The sequence below is a fragment of the Acidovorax sp. genome (assembly GCF_046341535.1).
In the GTDB taxonomy this organism is placed as follows: Bacteria; Pseudomonadota; Gammaproteobacteria; order Burkholderiales; family Burkholderiaceae_C; genus Acidovorax.
Window position 1 is genome coordinate 1 of the sequence record NZ_JBKDRI010000139.1, and the last position, 18,871, is coordinate 18,871.

13 protein-coding genes are annotated in these 18,871 nt (G+C 62.7%); 10 read left to right on the forward strand and 3 right to left on the reverse strand.

Translation table 11 applies throughout. The features are described 5' to 3' along the window. Positions 1-123 precede the first annotated feature (123 nt). Positions 124-2,838: a hypothetical protein gene (locus ACK543_RS10155; protein WP_409942732.1), complete on the reverse strand. Its 2,715-nt coding sequence runs from the start codon at positions 2,836-2,838 to the stop codon at positions 124-126. 1,481 nt (positions 2,839-4,319) lie between these two features. Further along, positions 4,320-5,468 carry a PQQ-dependent sugar dehydrogenase gene (locus ACK543_RS10160; RefSeq protein WP_409942733.1) on the reverse strand — a complete coding sequence of 383 codons (1,149 nt, stop codon included), beginning with the start codon at positions 5,466-5,468 and terminating at the stop codon, positions 4,320-4,322. Positions 5,469-5,626: 158 nt separating this feature from the next. Between ACK543_RS10160 and ACK543_RS10165 the strand changes: the two genes are divergently transcribed. Beyond that, positions 5,627-6,160 (forward strand): C40 family peptidase, encoded by a 534-nt coding sequence (locus tag ACK543_RS10165; RefSeq protein WP_409942734.1) that lies wholly within the window; start codon positions 5,627-5,629, stop codon positions 6,158-6,160. Positions 6,161-6,593: 433 nt separating this feature from the next. On the opposite strand, the gene ACK543_RS10170 is transcribed toward ACK543_RS10165, so the two are convergent. Continuing rightward, the gene (locus tag ACK543_RS10170) at positions 6,594-7,877 is read right to left on the reverse strand and encodes an HD-GYP domain-containing protein (RefSeq protein ID WP_409942735.1); all 1,284 of its coding nucleotides are present in this window, start codon (positions 7,875-7,877) and stop codon (positions 6,594-6,596) included. A gap of 334 nt (positions 7,878-8,211) precedes the next feature. Between ACK543_RS10170 and dusA the strand changes: the two genes are divergently transcribed. The 9 genes from dusA to prmB all read left to right on the forward strand — a co-directional run bounded on the left by dusA (position 8,212) and on the right by prmB (position 18,719). Then, positions 8,212-9,237, forward strand: coding sequence for a tRNA dihydrouridine(20/20a) synthase DusA (gene dusA, locus ACK543_RS10175; protein WP_409942736.1), 1,026 nt, complete (start codon positions 8,212-8,214; stop codon positions 9,235-9,237). Positions 9,238-9,490: 253 nt separating this feature from the next. Continuing rightward, positions 9,491-10,591 carry a GTP pyrophosphokinase family protein gene (locus tag ACK543_RS10180; protein ID WP_409942737.1) on the forward strand — a complete coding sequence of 367 codons (1,101 nt, stop codon included), beginning with the start codon at positions 9,491-9,493 and terminating at the stop codon, positions 10,589-10,591. 136 nt (positions 10,592-10,727) lie between these two features. Further along, positions 10,728-12,341: a polyhydroxyalkanoate depolymerase gene (locus tag ACK543_RS10185; RefSeq protein ID WP_409942738.1), complete on the forward strand. Its 1,614-nt coding sequence runs from the start codon at positions 10,728-10,730 to the stop codon at positions 12,339-12,341. Next, positions 12,338-13,105: an electron transport complex subunit RsxB gene (rsxB, locus tag ACK543_RS10190; RefSeq protein WP_409942739.1), complete on the forward strand. Its 768-nt coding sequence runs from the start codon at positions 12,338-12,340 to the stop codon at positions 13,103-13,105. Before ACK543_RS10185 ends, rsxB begins: the two co-directional genes overlap by 4 nt. A gap of 101 nt (positions 13,106-13,206) precedes the next feature. After that, on the forward strand, positions 13,207-14,412 hold the full coding sequence (dapC, locus tag ACK543_RS10195) for a succinyldiaminopimelate transaminase (RefSeq protein WP_409942740.1): 1,206 nt from the start codon (positions 13,207-13,209) through the stop codon (positions 14,410-14,412). A 7-nt stretch (positions 14,413-14,419) separates the two neighbouring features. Next, positions 14,420-15,253 carry a 2,3,4,5-tetrahydropyridine-2,6-dicarboxylate N-succinyltransferase gene (gene dapD / locus ACK543_RS10200; protein WP_409942741.1) on the forward strand — a complete coding sequence of 278 codons (834 nt, stop codon included), beginning with the start codon at positions 14,420-14,422 and terminating at the stop codon, positions 15,251-15,253. Between the two features lie 84 nt (positions 15,254-15,337). Next, positions 15,338-16,501 carry a PilT/PilU family type 4a pilus ATPase gene (locus ACK543_RS10205; RefSeq protein WP_409942742.1) on the forward strand — a complete coding sequence of 388 codons (1,164 nt, stop codon included), beginning with the start codon at positions 15,338-15,340 and terminating at the stop codon, positions 16,499-16,501. A 38-nt stretch (positions 16,502-16,539) separates the two neighbouring features. Further along, positions 16,540-17,748: a succinyl-diaminopimelate desuccinylase gene (gene dapE, locus ACK543_RS10210; RefSeq protein ID WP_409942743.1), complete on the forward strand. Its 1,209-nt coding sequence runs from the start codon at positions 16,540-16,542 to the stop codon at positions 17,746-17,748. Beyond that, the gene (gene prmB, locus ACK543_RS10215) at positions 17,745-18,719 is read left to right on the forward strand and encodes a 50S ribosomal protein L3 N(5)-glutamine methyltransferase (RefSeq protein ID WP_409942744.1); all 975 of its coding nucleotides are present in this window, start codon (positions 17,745-17,747) and stop codon (positions 18,717-18,719) included. The genes dapE and prmB overlap by 4 nt, the downstream gene beginning before the upstream one ends. The last annotated feature ends 152 nt before the right edge of the window (positions 18,720-18,871 follow it).

Below are 18,871 nucleotides of genomic sequence, written 5' to 3' on the forward strand. Positions count from 1 at the left end.
TGCTCAAGTCGTAGGGCAATTGTTTGATTACAAAGTCGGTCATGGTCGCTTCACCTGCTGGGTGAAACGTCACATAGCATCCAAGTCGTTGACTTCAATGGAGAATCAGCAAAATATCGACCATCAGGTCACGGATCCAGGCAGCTTTTCTGCATTGCTGGTGCCGGGGCTCCAGATTTTGGCGAAGAAGCTCAGCAATTGTTCGATCAGGCCCTGGGGTTGTGAATCGGTCGGGTCGGCTTCGTCGTCGTCGGCCAGCAGGTTGTTGAGGTTTTTGGCGCTGCCCTGTTTGCCGGTGGGGCTGTACAGGGGTTCGGTTTTAAACACGCGCTGGCCCAGGGCGTTGTGCGCGTATTTGGTGGTGGGCGCGTTTGCGCCGGATCCGGTGGTGGCGCTTTCCATGCGGCCTTCGCTGTCGTAGCGGTAGGTGGTCAGGCCGTCGCCCAGCAGGTCGCCTGCGCCGTTGTACTGGTATGTGACGGTGCTGGTGGCAGCGTTGCCGCTGGCGTTGGTGACCGTTTGCGAAAAGCCCAGCAGGCGGTTGTGGCTGGCGTCGCCGGTGAAGGTGCGGCTGGTGGTGGTGCCCGCTACCTGGCGCGTGCTGCCCGTGCGGTTGCCGTTGGCGTCGTACTCAAAGGTGGCGTCATCTGCGGGGGTGTTGACCGGCGTGGTGCGGGTAAAGCCGGTGATGCGGCCCGCACGGCTGTACTGCACGGTCCAGGTTCGGGTGTCCTGCGTAATGGTGGTGGCCGTGGGGCTGGTGCTGGCGGGGCGCCAGAGTTTTTGCGTCAGGGTCTGGATGCGCCCTGCTGCGTCGTACTGGTAGCTGCTGAAGTCGGTGGCGATGACCTGTCCGGCGCTGTCGTAAGTGCGCAGGCCGGGGATGGTTGTGGTGGCGCCGGGCAGCTTCCAGCTCCAACTGGTGGGCTGGCCCAGGGGGCTCCAGGTGATGCCGGTCACCAGGGGCTGCCCTGCCCAGTTCAGGCCGGTGAGTTGGCCGGTGGTGTCGTACACGTATTGCAATACCTGCCCGCCGGGGTAGGTGGTGCTGGCCAGCAGGCCCTGGGCGTTATAGGCGTAGCTGATGCTGCGGGTGTCGCCGTTGATCAGGCGCTGGGTTTTGCTGGTGACGCGGCCCAGGTTGTCGCGCTGGTAGGTGGTGGTGCCGCTGGCGTCGGTGATTTCGCCAAGGTAGCCCTTGCCGGTGGTGCCCAGGTCATAGCGCAGGCTGGTGGTGCGCCCGCCAGCGTAGGTGATGAGCGTGGGGCGGCCCAGCAGGTCACGATCGATGGTGGTGGCCTGGTCCAGTGCGTCGGTGACCTGTTTGGGCAGGCCCAGGGCGTCGTATTGGGTGGACTCAGTGCCGGTGTCGGGGCTGACCTCGCGCGTGGCGTTGCCGAGCGCGTCACGGGTGTAAGTGGTGGCCACGCCCTTGAAGTCGGTGGCCTGTGTGACGCTGTCTAGAGCGTTGTAGCTGAGCGAGGCGGTGGCATATTCAGCATTGGTGATGGCCTTGGTTCGGCGCAGCGCATCCAGGGTCTGGCTTTCGGTTTGGCCCAACCCATTGGTGGTGCTCACCCATTCGCCATTGCTGTCGTAGCCGTAGGTGGTGGTTTGCCCGCCAACGGTCACGCTTTCGACGCGGTTCAGGCTATTGATGCTGCGGGCCAGCCGCCAAACGAGCGCGCCCTGGGCATTGCGAAGATCTTCGACAACGCGGTTGCCCATGGCGTCCAGGGTGTAAACGCCCGAGTTGCCCCGGTTGTCGCTCCAGCCCGTCAGACGCTGGGCGGCATCATAGGTATAGCTGATGCTCTGGCCCTGTGGCAGCTTGATGGTGGCAACTTGCCCGCTGGGGCGGTACGAGAACGTGGTAACCAGGCCGCCACGGTTGGTGGTCAGGACGCGACCACGAGCATCATAGGTGTAGGTGGTCAACAGCCCAGTGGGAGATGTTTGGGTAAGCACCCGCCCTGCGCTGTCGTACGTGTAGCTATCCACATGGCCCTGGGCATTGGTGGCGCGGGTCAGGTTGCCAGCGCTGTCGTACTGGTAACTGGTGGTGGAGCCATTGGGAAGCGTTTCTGTGGCAACCAGCCCGTTGGCGTGGTAGGTCCAGCGGGTGGTGCGGGCCGTACCTGCGCCGCCCGCCGCCCCTGTGGTGTCGGTGATGGTTTCGCTGAGTCGGTTACCGAGGCTGTCGTAGGTATAAGTTGTGGTACGGCCGGGTGTGGTGACGCTCAACGGCAGGCGCCATCGGGGGTGCCAAGTGGTCTGAGTGGTGCGGGATTCGGGGGTGCCTACGGCCTCGGTGGTGGCAATCGGTAGGCGGCGGGCAGTGTCCCATTGGGTGTTGATGGAGATACCCAGAAAGTCCGTTTCCGACTCGATCAGGCCCAGTTCAGATTGCCTGCGCGCCGCGGCGTCGGCAGCGCCAAGGGCATCCGGTTGTGAGGCACTGATGACGGCAAGACGCCCAGAATCCAGGCTGTACGTGTAGGTGCGCCTGTTGCCGAGGGGATCAGTCACAGACGTTGGATTGCCGTAGTACTGACCGTACTCGACCTGATAACGGCCGACGCCGCCCGCCCTGACGGTTTGAACCGGCTGCTCCTTGTCGTTGTAGCTGAATGTGGCCAAGCGCGTGCCGTTTTCATCCACGATGCCAGTCAGCGCATTGGGAAACATTGCAATCTCGTACCGATAGGTTCTCGATGTGTTATCGATGTGGCGCACCCGAACGAGTCGCTTCGCGTTGTCGTACTCGTAAGTGGCCTGCGTCTGCCCCCCGATTGCCACGCTGGACAGTTGCCCCGCGCTGTTGTAAGCCAGTTGCAAGCTCCGTCCGAAGTGGTTCCTTACGGCCACCAAACGCCCTTGAGCGTTATACGAATACTGACGCACCCAACCATTCCGAAGGGTATGGCTTAGGATTTTTCCGCTGGCGTCAAACTGACGAACACTGTCATCGGCACGGGATGTATAGACCCATCCTTGACTGGTTTTCGTCAATTCATCCACGCTGTCCTTAGGCTGCCACACGCCATTGGCGAGGGCGAAAACCACTCGCCCCCCGTCGTCCGTGGTGACCACCACCAATGATGGATCGGTGCGTGTTGCTGCCTTGACTACCAGCGCATCTGCATAAAGCCGCGCCCAGCCACCACCCATATCGCCCGCGCCAGCAGGGCGCTTGCTCAGGTAGTTTCGTCCAAATGTCAGCGGGTGGGGCGCCTGATCAACATAATCGATCTCGGGCTGATACTTTTGAGCACGGGCCAAAAGAATGGGGTTCGGGGTACTTTCGCCGCTTTTACTTCCGAGGTTGCCGTTGCCGCCACCGGGATTGGCTGGGCAGGATGGCGGGCCAGGGTCTGGGCGGAAGGGCGGCGGCGGAGGTGAAGGTGGTGTCGGCGGCGGCGGCGGGGGAGGTAGCTCGCACGAATTTCCGACCTTGGAATATCCCTGAGGGCACGGCTCCGGCTCACAAACTCCTGTGGCTGGGTTTTCGTGCTTAGGGTGGGGACATTGATCCACCTCCTTGGCGCACAGCAGTGGAATGGGTTCTTGACCCCCCGCGTAGCCCTTCGGGCAATTTTCCCAGAAGATATCCAGCACAAAACAATGGGGACCCTGAAGCCATGGAACATTGGACTCACCCATGCAATAAGTACTGCGACTGCCCGCCATATACCCTCCGACCGAAGGCTTTAAGGAGGTTGTTCCTTCGGGGACTGGATACGGGGCATATGCCTGTATCAGTCTCGCGCGACATCTCGCATCCAGTTCTGATTCATCAAAAAATGGCGGGTGATGATTCCCTCTGGACCAGTATGCACGAGCGGTATCCAGCGCGGCTTAAGCCGGGGCGGGCGTAAACACCGCAGCCAACATAACCACCATCCCGAAGAGTTCAAGACAGTGTTTCAAAATGTTTTTCATTTGATCGAGCCAAATATAAACTTGGATCCGTGACTTGATGGTCGAGGCTTTGCTGATTCTCCATTGAAATCAACGACTTGGATGCTGTGTGACGTTTCACCCAGCAGGTGAAGCGACCATGACCCACTTTGTAATCGAACAATTGCCCTAGGACTTGAGCAACCAGGCCGGTCGCCCGGTGGAAACAGCGCGCCGTGGAGTGTATTCGGGCTCGGTCTGTTCAAAACATCAATGCGGCATGACGTTGCCGAAACCCAACGGTAATCTTCGGAACCGGGGCAAACGTTGGGCGTTTGACCCGAACTGCCCAGACTGTTTGGATCCACCTGTGAACCAGTGCAAGCCGTTGGCTGAAGGCCAGCTCCCTTTTGCCGATCTCAGTTACCCGGCTGCAACCTTAGCAACTTGCCGTCGCGGCTGTCGGTCAGCAGGTAGATGAATCCGTCTGGCCCCTGCCGGACGTCGCGGATACGCCCGCCCATGCCTTCCAGCAGTTTGTGCTCGCGCACGACCTTGCCTCCTGCCAGTTCCAGGCGGTGCACGGTGCCAAACTTGAGCGAGCCCACCAGCAGGCTGCCTTGCCAGGCAGTGCCGTAACGCAGGCCGGTCACAAAGGTCATGCCCGACGGTGCGATAGACGGTACCCAGTAGTGCAGCGGCTGTTCCATGCCGTGCTTGGCGATGCCTTCACCGATCTTGCCGCCTCCGTACTTCACGCCATAGGTGATCACGGGCCAGCCATAGTTGCGGCCGGGCTGGGGCACGTTGATCTCATCGCCGCCCTGCGGCCCGTGCTCGTGCATCCACAGCTTGCCGTCGGGCCCCAGTGTGGCGCCTTGCGGGTTGCGGTGGCCGTAGCTCCAGATCTCGGGCAGCGCATCAGCCTGCTTGACGAATGGGTTGTCGGCCACGGGCGCGCCGTCGGGGGTGATGCGCACGATCTTGCCATGGTGGTTGTCGAGCTTTTGTGCATCGTCCATGCGGTGGTAGCGTTCGCCCAGCGTGAGCCAGAGGTTGCCATCTGCCGACTGCACGATGCGGCAACCAAAATGCAGCTGGCTGTTGACCTTGGGGCGCTGGCTGAAGATGACCTGCACATCCAGCAGGCTGCGCGCGTCGGCTGCCAGCGTGGCACGGGCCAGTGCGGTGCTGCTGCCAGACGCGCCAGCGACCGCAGGTTCCGAAAAGCAGAAATAGATGCGACGGGTGCTGTCAAACCGGAGGTCGGTCACCACATCAAGCAAACCGCCCTGCCCGCCCGCCGCCACGCGCGGCACGCCTGCCAGCGGCGCGCTGACTTGTCCGTTGGCGTCCACCACCCGCAGGGTGCCAGGACGCTCGGTGACCAGAAATTGCCCGCCCGGTAAAAACGCCACCGCCCACGGATGAACCAGCCCCGTGGCCACCGGGCGCAGCGAAACCTCGGGGTGGGCGTCTTGCGCGATGGCAGGCCCGCTGAGCGCCGCCAGCGCGACAGCATTGGCGGTGACGGCAGTCCACACGGTCGAAAGCGAAGTTGGTCGCATCGGTCAAGGTCCCTTGAAGTGCTGTATTGCCCAGCGCAGTCACTGCGCCGCCAAGCCGCGCGGGCCTGGGCCGGTAAAAAATTGGGCAGCGGCAGGTTTTAAAACCGGTCCGCGCATTTTGACGGGCCCCATGGCTGAGCGTGATACCCTTTGCCCCCATGTCTCAATGGTTATGCGCTTTTTTGCTGGCCTTCTCCTGTGTAGCCCAGGCAGCACCGCCGGACGAAACGGACCGCCCGTTGGCCGACAAGGGCCTGCTCAGCCGTCTTGAAGGCGTGAGCCAGACGGTGGCGGTTCGCACGACCGATCTGGTCGTCAATGCCATGGGTTTTCTGGGCGTGCCCTACCGGCGTGGGGGCAATAGCGTAGAAACGGGCTTTGATTGCAGCGGCTTTGTGCGGGCCATTTATGAACAGACCGTCGGGCTGTTGCTTCCCCGCCGTGCAGACCAGCAAGCGGCCGCCACAGAGGTGATTGACCGCAAGGACCTGCAGCCGGGCGACTTGGTGTTCTTCAACACCATGCGCCGCAGTTTCAGCCATGTGGGCATTTACGTGGGCGACGGCAAGTTCATCCACTCGCCCCGCAGTGGCGCTCAGGTGCGGGTGGAGGACATGGCCACCGACTATTGGGCCAAGCGCTTTAACGGTGCGCGGCGCGTTGCGCCTGAGTCTGATGTGGCCGCAAAGTAGCCATGCCCGCCTGCCGATGCTGGCTGCCCTCGGGGCGGCTTTTTTGCGCGGGTAGCCATCCACATTCGCATCGATCTGTTTGCACTGTGGCTGGGCAACCTCGGCTGACCCTGTTCGACGCGTGAGCGACAAGTCTTGCGCTTGAGCGGCTTAGGCATGGCGTGCGCCAACGGGCTGCCACCTGGGCCGTGGGCTACGAGATTCCGCTCCACGAACAGTGGCAACTGACAACGGAAGTTTTCGGCGAGCAGCGGTCCCGCCCGGACAAGGCTGTGGGCGTGCGCTATGCAATCGCCGAAGGGATCACAGCCTCAGCCGCAGTGGGCCGGGGCAATGGTCGGACGTTCGGCCAGGTGGGCGTTGCCTGGGAGTTTTAGGGATTCAGGTCTCTCGCGCCACCCAGGCGGGCTTATCGCCTGGATAGGGCGTGCGGTCAGTCGGAGGAATCCACCGAGAAATAATAGGACAGCCGCTGCTGGGGATTGATCCAGTCCAGGACGTCCAGTGGCAGGGTGGAGGCGCGGACCGCCTCCGCGATCCTCAGGTCGGGCTCGGTATGCAGTTCGACGGTAGGAGCCTCATCTTTAGGCACATCGGGCGAGTACACGAGCACGCGGGGCCGCAGGCTATCGGGCCCCGGCGCCACCACGAGCCCCAGGGATCCGTCGGTGAGCAGTACCAGGGTGCCGGGCGGATACACCCCAAGGAGCTTGATCAGGGAACTCAGCAGTGCCGGGTCAAACCGCGCAGCCTCCAGGCTGAACATGCGCGCCAGTGCTTCGGCGGGCATCAGTGGCTCTTGATCGCTTGCCTCGGGCGTACACAGGTTGTCGTAGCGATTGGCGATTGCGAGGATCGCGGCCGAGCGACCCATGGTGCGGATGCCCCTTGGCCAACCTGAACCGTCCGCAGCCTCGTGGTGGTCCGCAATCGCCGCTAACGCCTCTTTGCTGAAGGCCCCTGACTCGGTGGCCAGTTGCACGCTGAACATGACGTGCTGACGCACATGCGCCTCCTGATACTTTTTGCGCTTGCTGGTCTTGAAAAGCTCAAAGGGAATCTTGACCTTGCCCACATCGTGCGCCAGGGCCGCCATGGCCAGATCGGAGAGTTCGCGCTCCGTGAGGCCCTCTTTCTTGCCCAAGAGCATGCACAGCGTCAGCACATTGAGCGCGTGAAACTGCGGCCCCTGCTCCTTTTTTTCGCCCAGCAAATGCAGCAGGACTTCGTTGCTCCGTGCAATGCCGAATGCGGTCTCGCGCGAAAGCTCCAGCAGCATGGCGCCAGCGGCCTTGGGCGAGCGGTGCAGCGCTTGCAGCGCTGCACGCGTTTTGCGGGCCGCATCTTCCCAGGCGCGGTCAGCGCGCACCGCGGCGTCCCGCTGACGCAACCGTTTTTCGCGTTTGGCGTGCTCAAGACGCCTGATCTCGGCACGCAACGCGGCTTTGGCGGCCGCTTCCTGGGCTGCCCTCTGAGCCTGAAGCTCCTTTGGGGTGGGGACGTAGGGCCCTGGCGACGCAGTGCTTTTGTCTGGGTAGTAAAACAGGTTTCCCCGCACGTCCAGCGACTGAATGACCTCTACGTCATTCTCGCTCCTGACCGTCAGACGGTTGGAAATGAACGGGTGTTCGTCCCATCGGACCCTGAGCCACACATAGAGGCCGGGAACGACCTGGCTGGGGTCAATGGCGACAGCGACTCCGGGACTTTTCCACATGGATTTTCGCTTTGATCCGTAACAATTTGTATTTGAACCTGACTATACAAGGCAGGCACTGATTCTGTCTTCTCGCCGCAGCAAGCCAATCGCAGATTCTATTGATTTCATAGCATTCGTGTGAAAGCTGTTGTACCCCATATTGTGTTCAAGTCAAGGCCTGAGGAGCCGGTGAGGTCACGTTGACCGCCTTTGAGGTGTTTCGGCACACTGCCCTGCGAAAATAAGGGCATCCACCATGCGCCCCCATTGCCGTTGCGCGCCCGCCTCCCTTGTGGGTTGCGGCTTCGCCGGGTGATGCACCGCTTTCTCTGCTGGCCAAGCCGCTTTCACAATGAACACGCCTTCCTTTGAGCCTGACCGTCATAGCCCGTGGCGGATGTCGGTCGCCCCCATGATGGATTGGACAGACCGCCACTGCCGTTTTTTCCACCGCCTGCTCACACGCCGCACACTGCTGTACACCGAGATGGTCAACGCTGGTGCCATCCTCCACGGCGGTACCGAGCGACACCTGCGATTTAATCAAGAGGAGCATCCCGTCGCTCTGCAGTTGGGCGGTAGCGAGCCCGGCGCTCTGGCCCAGGCCGCCCGGCTGGGGGCGCAGTGGGGATATGACGAGATCAACCTGAACTGCGGTTGCCCCAGCGACCGGGTGCAGCGCGGGGCATTTGGTGCCAGCCTGATGAAGGCACCCCAACTCGTCGCCGACTGCGTGCGGGCGATGCGTGATGTGGTGGATGTACCGGTCACCGTCAAGCACCGCATCGGCATTGACCAAAACGAAGACTATGGATTCGTCCGCGACTTTGTCGGCACGGTGGCCGAGGCAGGATGCTCGGTGTTCATCGTGCATGCTCGCAATGCCTGGCTCAAGGGTCTGTCACCCAAAGAGAACCGCGACATTCCGCCGCTGCGATACGAGGTGGTGCACCAACTCAAGGTGGACTTTCCGGAGATGACCTTTGCGATCAACGGCGGCATCCAGACGGACGCTGCCGCGCAGGAACACTTAACGCACCTGGATGGAGTGATGGTGGGCCGCGAGGCCTATCACAACCCTTGGTGGTTGGCACGCTGGGATTGTGTGTACTTTGGTGATCCCGCACCCACCATCACCCGCGAAGAAATCGAAGAAGCGATGGTCGATTACATGGAAAAGGAAGCTGCCAGGTACGGCACGCCTTGGCCGCACATCGCCCGGCACATGCTGGGGCTTCGCCACAGCCTGCCCGGTGCACGCATCTGGCGCCAGGTGTGGAGCAACCACCTGCTCAAGGACCGCCCAGCGCGGGAGGTTCACGCGCTGGCCAAAGCGTCCTACGCTGCCGAGTCGGCCCCTGCGCACAGTGGCCCTTAGCAGGCACAGCCTGCCTGCGCCGCCAGCCGCGCACGGTTTGTGGATCACACAGCCAACGATGCGCCGCGAATCCCTGGCGCGCGACGCGCCGTGCGGCCGCGCTGATGCTTTCGTTTTTGGATGAACCACTTTGGCGGGTATGCTTTCGCCGGCACTTCGCGCAGGTGCGCTTGCCTAAGCTGTCCGGCCAAGGCATGCTCGCTCTGACCAACGCAAGACATCCACCCCGACTCCCACGTCACCACACACAAGCATGGCTTCGCTGGATTTTGATATTGAGGAAGCTCGGTTTCGGCGCTTTTATGCCGAACAGCAGGTGCCCCTTGCCGCCACGTGCAGCCAGGTCACGCAGCGGGTGCAAAAGCTTGTCTCTGAGGCGGGGGGCGTGGAAGTTGCCAAGATCGAGGGCCGCGTCAAGGACGTTGAGGAGTGCATCCAGAAGTTTGTGCGCAAGTACCGCCCGGCGCTGGAAGAGCACAACACCGCCTACGAAATCCGGCCGTTCATTACCGATCTGATCGGCGTTCGCGTGGTCTGTCTTTACGAAGATGAGCCGGAAAAAATTGCCTCCATCGTGCGCGAGCACTTTGCGGTGATCGACATCACGGACAAGACCTCGGCCGTGGAAAGCACAGAGGCGTCATTTGGCTACAAGGGGCTTCATCTTGATTTGAAGCTCGATGCGTCACAGCACAATCATCCCGAGTTGGCACCCTTCGCTGGCATGGCGTTCGAGCTGCAGGTTCGAACCATCATCCAGGACTCCTGGAGCGTGCTGGACCATCGGATCAAGTACAAAAAGTCCATTCCGGGGCCGCTGAAGCGGCGCATCAATGTTCTGTCGGCCCTGTTTGAGCTGGCCGACCGCGAGTTTCGACAGATTCGGGACGCTACGGCGGCTGAAATCTTGCAGGCGCCGGATGAAACAGTAGAAGCCGAGGCTGAGCAAGGCGTGCCTCAGGCCCAGGCTTTGGCCCGCACCACAGGCGGCCCGAGCAGCGAGCTGAACGCGTTCACGTTCCTCAAGATCGCGACGCATTTCTTCAAGGACTTTGAATTTGAGCCGTCCAAGGTGGACGCGTTTGTGGACGACATTCAGTCATGGGCCCCGGGCATGACCCGTGCCCGATTCAATGCGTTGCTCCGAGAGACGATTGCCATCGTCAAGCGCTACAAGGAGCATTTCGAGGCGCTCAACCCTCAGGCGAGCTTCAACCCGTTTACGGTCATGCGGCATTGTCTTTATCTGCACGACCGCACGCTGTTCCGAGCCGCCTTGCGCAATTCGGTGCGCGATGCGTTTTCTGTGTGGCTTGCCGAGCATGGGGGCGCCAAAAGCAGCGCCACGGCCTGAGGCGGGCCCGGCGTGACGGTCGGCACCGCATGGCCACTACCCCGCCGTCGCAGCCTTGACGCATTTTTGGACTTTGTACCCCAAACGCGACGAGGCTTCTCTGTTATATTGCAGTGCAACATACGGAGTTTCGCCCATGCTTTATCACATTTACGAAACCCAGCGCTCCCTGATGGAGCCTTTCACTGATTTTGCCCAGGCTGCAGCCAAGCTCTACAGCAACCCTGTCTCTCCACTGAGCCAAACCCCCATGGCCCAGAGAATGTCGGCTGGCTACGACCTCCTGTATCGGCTGGGCAAAGACTATGAAAAGCCGGCGTTTGGGATTCATTCGGTCGATGTGAATGGTGTCGGTGTGGCCGTGCATGAGCGCGTGGAGATCGACAAGCCGTTTTGCGAACTGCGCCGGTTCAAGCGCTTTACCGATGACCCCGCAACGCTCGGCAAACTCAAAGCCCAGCCGGTGGTGCTGATCGTGGCGCCCTTGTCGGGTCACTACGCGACGCTGCTGCGCGACACCGTTCGCACCATGCTCAAGGACCACAAGGTCTACATCACCGACTGGAAGAACGCTCGCCTCGTTCCGCTGTCAGAAGGGGAGTTTCACCTCGACGACTACGTGAACTACATGCAGGAGTTCATCCGGCACCTGCAGCGCCTGTATGGCAACTGCCATGTGATCAGCGTGTGCCAGCCCACGGTTCCGGTGCTGGCTGCGGTGTCCCTGATGGCCAGCCGCGGCGAAACCACACCGCTCACGATGACCATGATGGGCGGGCCCATCGACGCGCGCAAATCGCCGACCTCGGTCAATAATCTGGCGACCAACCGAAGTTTTGAGTGGTTTGAGAACAACGTGATCTATCGCGTGCCCGAAAAATTTCCCGGCGCTGGCCGCCGCGTGTACCCCGGTTTTCTCCAGTACACCGGCTTCGTGGCGATGAACCCCGACCGGCACGCGACCAGCCACTACGACTACTTCAAGGACCTCATCAAGGGCGACGATGCCAGCGCCGAGGCCCACCGCAAGTTTTACGACGAGTACAACGCGGTCCTGGACATGGACGCGAACTACTACCTCGAAACGATTCAGACGGTGTTCCAGGATTACAAGCTCGTCCACGGCACGTGGGATGTCCGGTCGCCGCAGGGCAAGGTTGAGCGGGTGCGTCCACAAGACATCAAAACCACGGCTTTGTTCACCGTGGAAGGCGAGCTGGACGATATCTCGGGTTCCGGGCAAACCAAGGCGGCGCATGGCCTGTGCAGTGGAATCGTGCACACCGAGCAGCGGCACATGGATGCCAAGGGCGCTGGGCACTACGGCATATTCAGTGGCCGCCGCTGGCGCGAGCTTGTGTATCCGGAAGTGCGCGCCTTCATCCTTGAACATGAACGCACCGCGCAAGCGGCCTTGCCGACGCAGGCCAAGGTAGACCAGCCTGCGACAGAGACTACGGCTACCCCCTCGGCGTCGATGGCGCCCACGTCACCGGCGGTGGCTGGCAAAGACAAGAAGGCGGCGGTGCGAGCAAGCGCCCCCAAGCCCTCCCCGGCCAAACCAGCCGCAACGCCCAAGCCGGCAGCCGCGCCTGTGCCTGCCAAGGTTGCCACCCGTTGGGTGAAGGTGGAGCCATCGGCTTCGGCCACCGCCAAGCCAGCTTCCGACGCCGCCCCAGCCGTGGCCAACGCCCCGGCCCCCACCGCAGCGGGCGGTCGCACCCGCCGCGCTGGGGCGCGCAAGGCTTGAGCACAGCACAAACTTCGGCCCTGACGTCGCCCGGCGTACAGGTGCTGAAGCGGTTCAACGACCTCGCAACAAGGATCAACGCAGCGCTCCCGCAAACGCAGTGCAGGCGCTGCCAGTATCCCGATTGCGGGGCCTACGCGCAGGCCATCGCAGACGGTACGGCCGATATCAACCAGTGCCCCCCGGGCGGGGCTGAAGGCATCACACGGCTGGCGCAGATCACCGGGCGGGCCGCGCTGCCGCTGAACCCAGCGCACGGCCGCGAAGCGCCCCGAACGGCGGCCGTGATCGACGAAGCCTGGTGCATCGGCTGCACGTTGTGCATCAAGGCTTGCCCCACCGATGCCATTGTTGGATCCAACAAATGGATGCATACCGTCATGGAGCAGTACTGCACCGGCTGCGAACTGTGCGTGCCCGTGTGCCCGGTGGATTGCATCACACTCGAAACCGTGAGCGGAAGCCTTACCGGCTGGTCGGCGTGGTCAGCGCAGCAGGCCCATCAGGCCCGTGGGCGCTATGAACTGCGAGCGGCTCGGCTGGCCACCCAGGGCATGGGGCACGCTGGCAGCGCGCACGAAGTCGTTGCCCAAGCACCCGATGCGTTGCAGGACCGGGCGACGCAAGCCCCGCACACGGATACTTCCCACAGCCTGGATGCCGCTGCCACGAAAGCAGACGACGCATCGGCTGCCGCCAGGCGCGCCGCCGTTGCGGCAGCCATGGAGCGGGCGCGAAGACTGCGGGCAACCGACGAGCGCTGAGCTGCTGCCCAACACCTCGGGGCGATTCACGCGGGCCGGGCGCGCTGGCGTGGGTGAATGTGAAAGCAGCCTGTGCCGCCGTGACTTCATAATCGCAGCCCATGAATCCTTTGCTTCATCAACTTCAGCCCTATCCCTTTGAGCGCCTTCGCCAGCTTTTTTCCGGGGTGACGCCGCCCGCCGAATACAGCGCCATCAGTCTGGGAATGGGCGAGCCCCGACATCCGACGCCGCAGTTCATCAAGGAGGCCGTCAGCGCCAACCTCGCCGGTTTGGCGAGCTACCCTGCCACGGTGGGCGCGCCCGCATTGCGGCAGGCCTGCGCGCGGTGGTTGCAGCGCCGTTATGGGCTGAGCGTGGATGCTGAGACCCAGGTTTTGCCCGTGAACGGCTCGCGTGAAGCCCTGTTTGCGTTTGCCCAGACCATCGTGGACCCGACGGGTGGACAAGCCATGGTGGTTTGCCCCAATCCGTTTTATCAGATCTACGAAGGCGCAGCACTTCTGGCCGGAGCAACGCCCTACTACGTGGCCAGCGACCCGCAACGGAATTTCGCCGTCAACTGGGATACGGTGCATGAGGCCGTGTGGAAGCGGACGCAATTGCTGTTTGTGTGCTCCCCCGGCAACCCGACGGGCGCCGTGATGCCGCTCAGTGAATGGAAGAAACTGTTTGAGCTGAGCGACCGCCATGGCTTTGTCATTGCCTCGGACGAGTGCTACAGCGAGATCTACTTTCGCGACGAGCCCCCGCTCGGAGGGCTGGAGGCCGCATCCAGGCTGGGCCGTGGCGACTTCAAAAATCTGATGTCGTTCACCAGCCTGTCCAAGCGCAGCAATGTTCCGGGCCTGCGCAGCGGCTTCGTGGCAGGCGATGCGGCGCTCATCAAGGCGTTCTTGCTCTACCGAACCTACCACGGCAGTGCCATGAGTCCGGTCATCCAGGCAGCGAGCATTACCGCCTGGGACGACGAGCAGCACGTGGTCGAAAACCGCACGCTTTACCGCACCAAGTTCGCGCAGGTCACGCCGCTGCTCGCTCGCGTCATGGAGGTCTCACTCCCAGACGCAGGCTTTTACCTCTGGGCCAAGGTGCCTGAGGCGCTTGGCATGGATGACACCGAATTCGCCCGGGCCCTGCTGGCTCAATACAATGTGACGGTGCTGCCCGGCAGCTACCTTGCCCGCGAGGCGCAAGGCAGCAACCCTGGCGCGCAGCGTGTGCGCATGGCCTTGGTGGCCGACGTCGAAGAATGCGCTGAAGCGGCGCAGCGCATCGTGCAATTCATTCAATCCCGTACTGCCTGACTTTCAAATGACCCAACAACTGCAAACCCTGATCGACAACGCCTGGGAAAACCGTGCCTCGCTCTCTCCGGCGACGGCTCCCAAGGAAACGCTGGACGCGGTCGAGCAGGTGATCGCCCATCTGAACAACGGCACGCTGCGCGTGGCCACCCGCCACGCCGTGGGCCAGTGGACCGTGCACCAGTGGATCAAAAAGGCCGTGCTTTTGTCGTTCCGCCTGCGTGACAACCAGGTGGTGCGCGCCGGTGACCTGGGCTTTTACGACAAGGTGCAAACCAAGTTCGCGCACCTGAGCGAAGACGAAATGAAGGCCACCGGCGTGCGCGTGGTGCCCCCGGCTGTGGCGCGCCGCGGCAGCTTCATTGCCAAGGGCGCGATCCTGATGCCGTCGTACGTGAACATCGGTGCCTATGTGGGCGAAGGCTCCATGGTGGACACCTGGGCCACGGTGGGCTCGTGCGCGCAGATTGGCGCGGGCGTGCACCTGTCGGGCGGCGTGGGTATTGGCGGCGTGCTCGAGCCGTTGCAGGCGGGCCCCACGATCATCGAAGACAACTGCTTCATCGGCGCGCGCTCCGAGGTGGTCGAGGGCGTGGTGGTGGAAGAAAACGCGGTCCTCGGCATGGGCGTGTACCTGGGGCAAAGCACACCCATCTTCAACCGGGCCACGGGCGAGATCAGCTATGGCCGCGTGCCCGCAGGCTCGGTGGTGGTCAGCGGTAACCTGCCCAAGACGGCAGCCAATGGTGCTCCGTACAGCATGTACGCTGCCATCATCGTCAAGCAGGTGGATGCGCAAACGCGTTCCAAGACCAGCATCAACGATCTGTTGCGCGACTGATTTTTCTGCGGCTGCCAGCCGCCATGCGCGGCCGCGCAGTGGACTGGCAGGTCATCCAGAGACCAACAACGTGAGGGGAGCTTGATGAGCACGATGGAACGGATTCTTCGGCTGATGGCCGAGAAAAAAGCCTCGGACGTTTACCTGTCTGCCAATGCGCCCGCGCTGATCAAAATCAACGGCGAGTGCGTCCCGATCAACAACCAGATCCTGCCCGCAGATGCTCCACGCAATCTGCTCTCAGAGATCGTGCCGCCGGACCGCATCGAGGAGCTGGAAGAAACCGGCGAGCTCAACATGGGTGTGCCGATCAATGGCCTGGGCCGCTTCCGCGTGAGCGCCATGCGCCAGCGCGGCAGCTACGCGGTGGTGATCCGCTTCATCTCCCAACTGATCCCGGAATTTGACACGCTGGGCCTGCCGCCGGTCATGCGCGATCTCATCTTGGAAAAACGCGGCCTCGTCCTGATGGTGGGCGCTACCGGCTCGGGAAAGAGCACATCGCTCGCGTCCATGATCGACACGCGCAACGAGATTCTGACCGGCCACATCCTGACCGTGGAAGACCCGGTGGAGTACCAGTTCAAGAACAAAAAATCGATCGTGAACCAGCGCGAGGTGGGCAGCGATACACAATCGCTGCAAACGGCGCTGAGAAACGCGCTGCGCCAGGCGCCCGACGTCATCTTGATTGGGGAAGTCCGCGACCGTGAAACCATGTCGGCGGCCATTGCCTACGCGCTGTCGGGCCACCTGTGCCTGGCCACGTTACATGCCAATAACAGTTACCACGCACTCAACCGGGCCCTGAGCTTCTACCCGGTTGAGGTGCGCCCCAGCATGCTCAGCGACCTGGCGTCGGCGCTCAAGGCTATTTTGTCGCAGCGGCTGGTGCGCACGGTAGAGGGCGGGCGTGTGCCCGCTGTTGAGGTGATGCTCAACACCAAACTGGTCGCTGACTTGATTGGACAGGGCGACTTTTCGGGCGTGCGCGAGGCCATGGAAAAATCCATGGCCGAAGGCTCGATGACCTTTGAGGCAGCCCTGGCCAAACTCATCATGGATGGCAAGATCGACCGCAAGGAAGGCCTTGCCTACGCCGACTCGCCCACCAACCTCATGTGGCGTCTGCAAAATGACTTTACCCTCGCTGCCAGCGCGGCCAAGGCACAAAAGGAAGCCCGAGAAGCCCAGGACGACCAACCGTCGTTCACCGAGATCGTTCTGGACGTCAAGTCGGCCGCCTGACCCTGGGCCGCCTTCCCTGCTTACCCCTGGTTTCCCTGATGTCACGCACCCTGCACCTGGCTGAACAACTGATTTCCCAACCATCGATCACCCCCGAAGACGCCGGATGCCTCGATCTGCTTGCCGCCCGCCTGGCTCCGCTGGGGTTTGCGTGCGAGCGCATGGACAGCGGCCCCGCGGATTTCAGAGTCTCTAATTTGTGGTCCAGGCGGCCGTGCGGGCGCGCAGCCCTTCCCTCGACCGCCATCAAGACCGTCGTTTTTGCCGGCCATACCGATGTGGTGCCCACGGGGCCGCTCGCGCAGTGGACCAGCGACCCTTTCGTGCCTGCGCACCGCGGCGGCAGGCTCTACGGCCGTGGTGCCAGTGACATGAAAACATCCATCGCGGCGTTCGTGGTCGCCGTGGAGGAGTTTTTGGCCGCCACGCCTGAGCCCATGCTGCACATCGCCTTTTTGCTGACCAGCGACGAAGAAGGCCCGTCGGTGGACGGCACCAAGGTGGTGGTCGAGACGCTTCAGGCCCGGGGAGAGGTGCTGGACTACTGCATCGTGGGCGAACCCACCTCGGTGGAACGCACGGGCGACATGATCAAAAACGGGCGCCGCGGCACCCTGAGCGGCAGGCTCTGCGTGCGCGGCATTCAGGGCCACATTGCCTACCCGCAGCTTGCGCGCAACCCCATCCACCAGGCACTGCCCGCGCTGGCCGAACTGGCGGCCACCACATGGGATGAGGGCAATGCCTTTTTCCCGCCCACCAGTTGGCAAGTGAGCAATATGCACGGCGGCACGGGCGCGACCAACGTCATCCCGGGTGAGGTCGTCATTGACTTCAACTTCCGCTTTTCAACCGAGTCCACCGCACCGGGGCTTCAGCAGCGCGTGCATGCGGTGCTGGATCGCCACGGGCTCGAATACGACCTGCGCTGGACGCTGGGTGGGCAGCCTTTTCTGACCACGCCAGGCGAACTGGTCAGGGCGGTGCAGCAGGCGATTGCGACTGAGACCGGCCTCGCCACCGAGTTGTCCACCACCGGCGGCACCAGCGACGGCCGCTTCATTGCCCAGATCTGCCCGCAGGTGATTGAACTCGGGCCGCCCAACGCCAGCATTCACAAGATAGACGAGCACATCGTCGTGGCCGATATCGAGCCCCTCAAGAACATCTACCGCCGCACGCTAGAGAACCTGCACGCGCAAGCCCTGGCGTCCTCGGGTGCGGGCGTGGCGGCGGTGCAGGCATGAGCAGCGCCGGGCCGGGGCCGGCCCGCACATGCGACACGGTCGTTCATAGCGAAGCCCTGGAACTGAAGGGCGCGACCATCGCGGCGATCATCGAATCGGGCGCGCAGGCGTTGCAGGCCGCTGGCGTGGCCTTCGGGCATGGCACCACCAACGCGCGCGACGAGGCGGCCTGGCTGGTGCTGTGGCGCCTGGGCCTGCCGCTGGACAGCGATGTGTCGGATGCGCCGGATTCCATAGGAAATCAGGCTGTTACGCGCGACCAGATTCAGTTGGTTGCTACACTTTTTGATAGTCGTATCCGCACCCGCAAACCGGCCGCCTACCTGACCCGCGAAGCTTGGCTGCAAGGCATTTCGTTCTACATCGATGAGCGCGCCATCGTGCCGCGCAGCTTGATTGCCGAACTGCTGGTGGACGGCAGTGTGGACGGATTCCTCAGTGAAAACACCCGTCAGGTGCTCGATCTGTGCACGGGCAACGCAAGCCTGGCCGTGCTGGCGGCCATGGCCTGGCCTGAGGTCGCCGTGACGGGGGCCGACATCTCGCCCGACGCGCTTGCCGTGGCCCGCATCAATGTGGACCGGCACCACCTGCAGGACCGCATCGCGTTGAAGCTGTCGGATGGCCTGGCCGCCCTGCCCGGCCCGTGGGACCTGATCCTGTGCAACCCGCCCTACGTGAATGCGGCCAGCATGGCGGCACTGCCCAGCGAATACCGCGCCGAGCCCGAACTGGCCCTGGCGGGCGGCGCGGACGGAATGGACTTTGTGCGCCAGCTGTTGGCCGATGCACCCGCCTGCATGAGCGAGGATGCGGTGATCATCCTGGAGATCGGCAACGAACGCGCCCACTTTGAAGCGGCCTTTCCCCAGCTGCCGGTGTTCTGGCTCGACACCAGTGCGGGCGGCGACCAGGTTTTGCTGATCACCCGGCAGGCCCTGGCGGCCCACGCCCGGCTCACGGCACAATAGAGGGCTTTGCGCCGCCTAGGAGCCTGTCGGACTTGGAAATCGTCGGCTGCAAATCGACCGCAGCGGTCCATTTTTAACCGCCTTTTTGCCCCATAGCTCGGCTATGGGGCTGCAAATTCGGCAAAAACTGTCCTCGCTGGGGCCGATTTTCG

Excerpts from the sequence above, each read along its gene's own strand:
- ACK543_RS10160 (WP_409942733.1), bottom strand. The coding sequence starts at position 5,468 with ATGCGACCAACTTCGCTTTCGACCGTGTGGACTGCCGTCACCGCCAAT.
- ACK543_RS10165 (WP_409942734.1), top strand. The coding sequence starts at position 5,627 with ATGTCTCAATGGTTATGCGCTTTTTTGCTGGCCTTCTCCTGTGTAGCC.
- ACK543_RS10170 (WP_409942735.1), bottom strand. The coding sequence starts at position 7,877 with ATGTGGAAAAGTCCCGGAGTCGCTGTCGCCATTGACCCCAGCCAGGTC.
- dusA (WP_409942736.1), top strand. The coding sequence starts at position 8,212 with ATGAACACGCCTTCCTTTGAGCCTGACCGTCATAGCCCGTGGCGGATG.
- ACK543_RS10180 (WP_409942737.1), top strand. The coding sequence starts at position 9,491 with ATGGCTTCGCTGGATTTTGATATTGAGGAAGCTCGGTTTCGGCGCTTT.
- ACK543_RS10185 (WP_409942738.1), top strand. The coding sequence starts at position 10,728 with ATGCTTTATCACATTTACGAAACCCAGCGCTCCCTGATGGAGCCTTTC.
- dapC (WP_409942740.1), top strand. The coding sequence starts at position 13,207 with ATGAATCCTTTGCTTCATCAACTTCAGCCCTATCCCTTTGAGCGCCTT.
- dapD (WP_409942741.1), top strand. The coding sequence starts at position 14,420 with ATGACCCAACAACTGCAAACCCTGATCGACAACGCCTGGGAAAACCGT.
- ACK543_RS10205 (WP_409942742.1), top strand. The coding sequence starts at position 15,338 with ATGAGCACGATGGAACGGATTCTTCGGCTGATGGCCGAGAAAAAAGCC.
- dapE (WP_409942743.1), top strand. The coding sequence starts at position 16,540 with ATGTCACGCACCCTGCACCTGGCTGAACAACTGATTTCCCAACCATCG.
- prmB (WP_409942744.1), top strand. The coding sequence starts at position 17,745 with ATGAGCAGCGCCGGGCCGGGGCCGGCCCGCACATGCGACACGGTCGTT.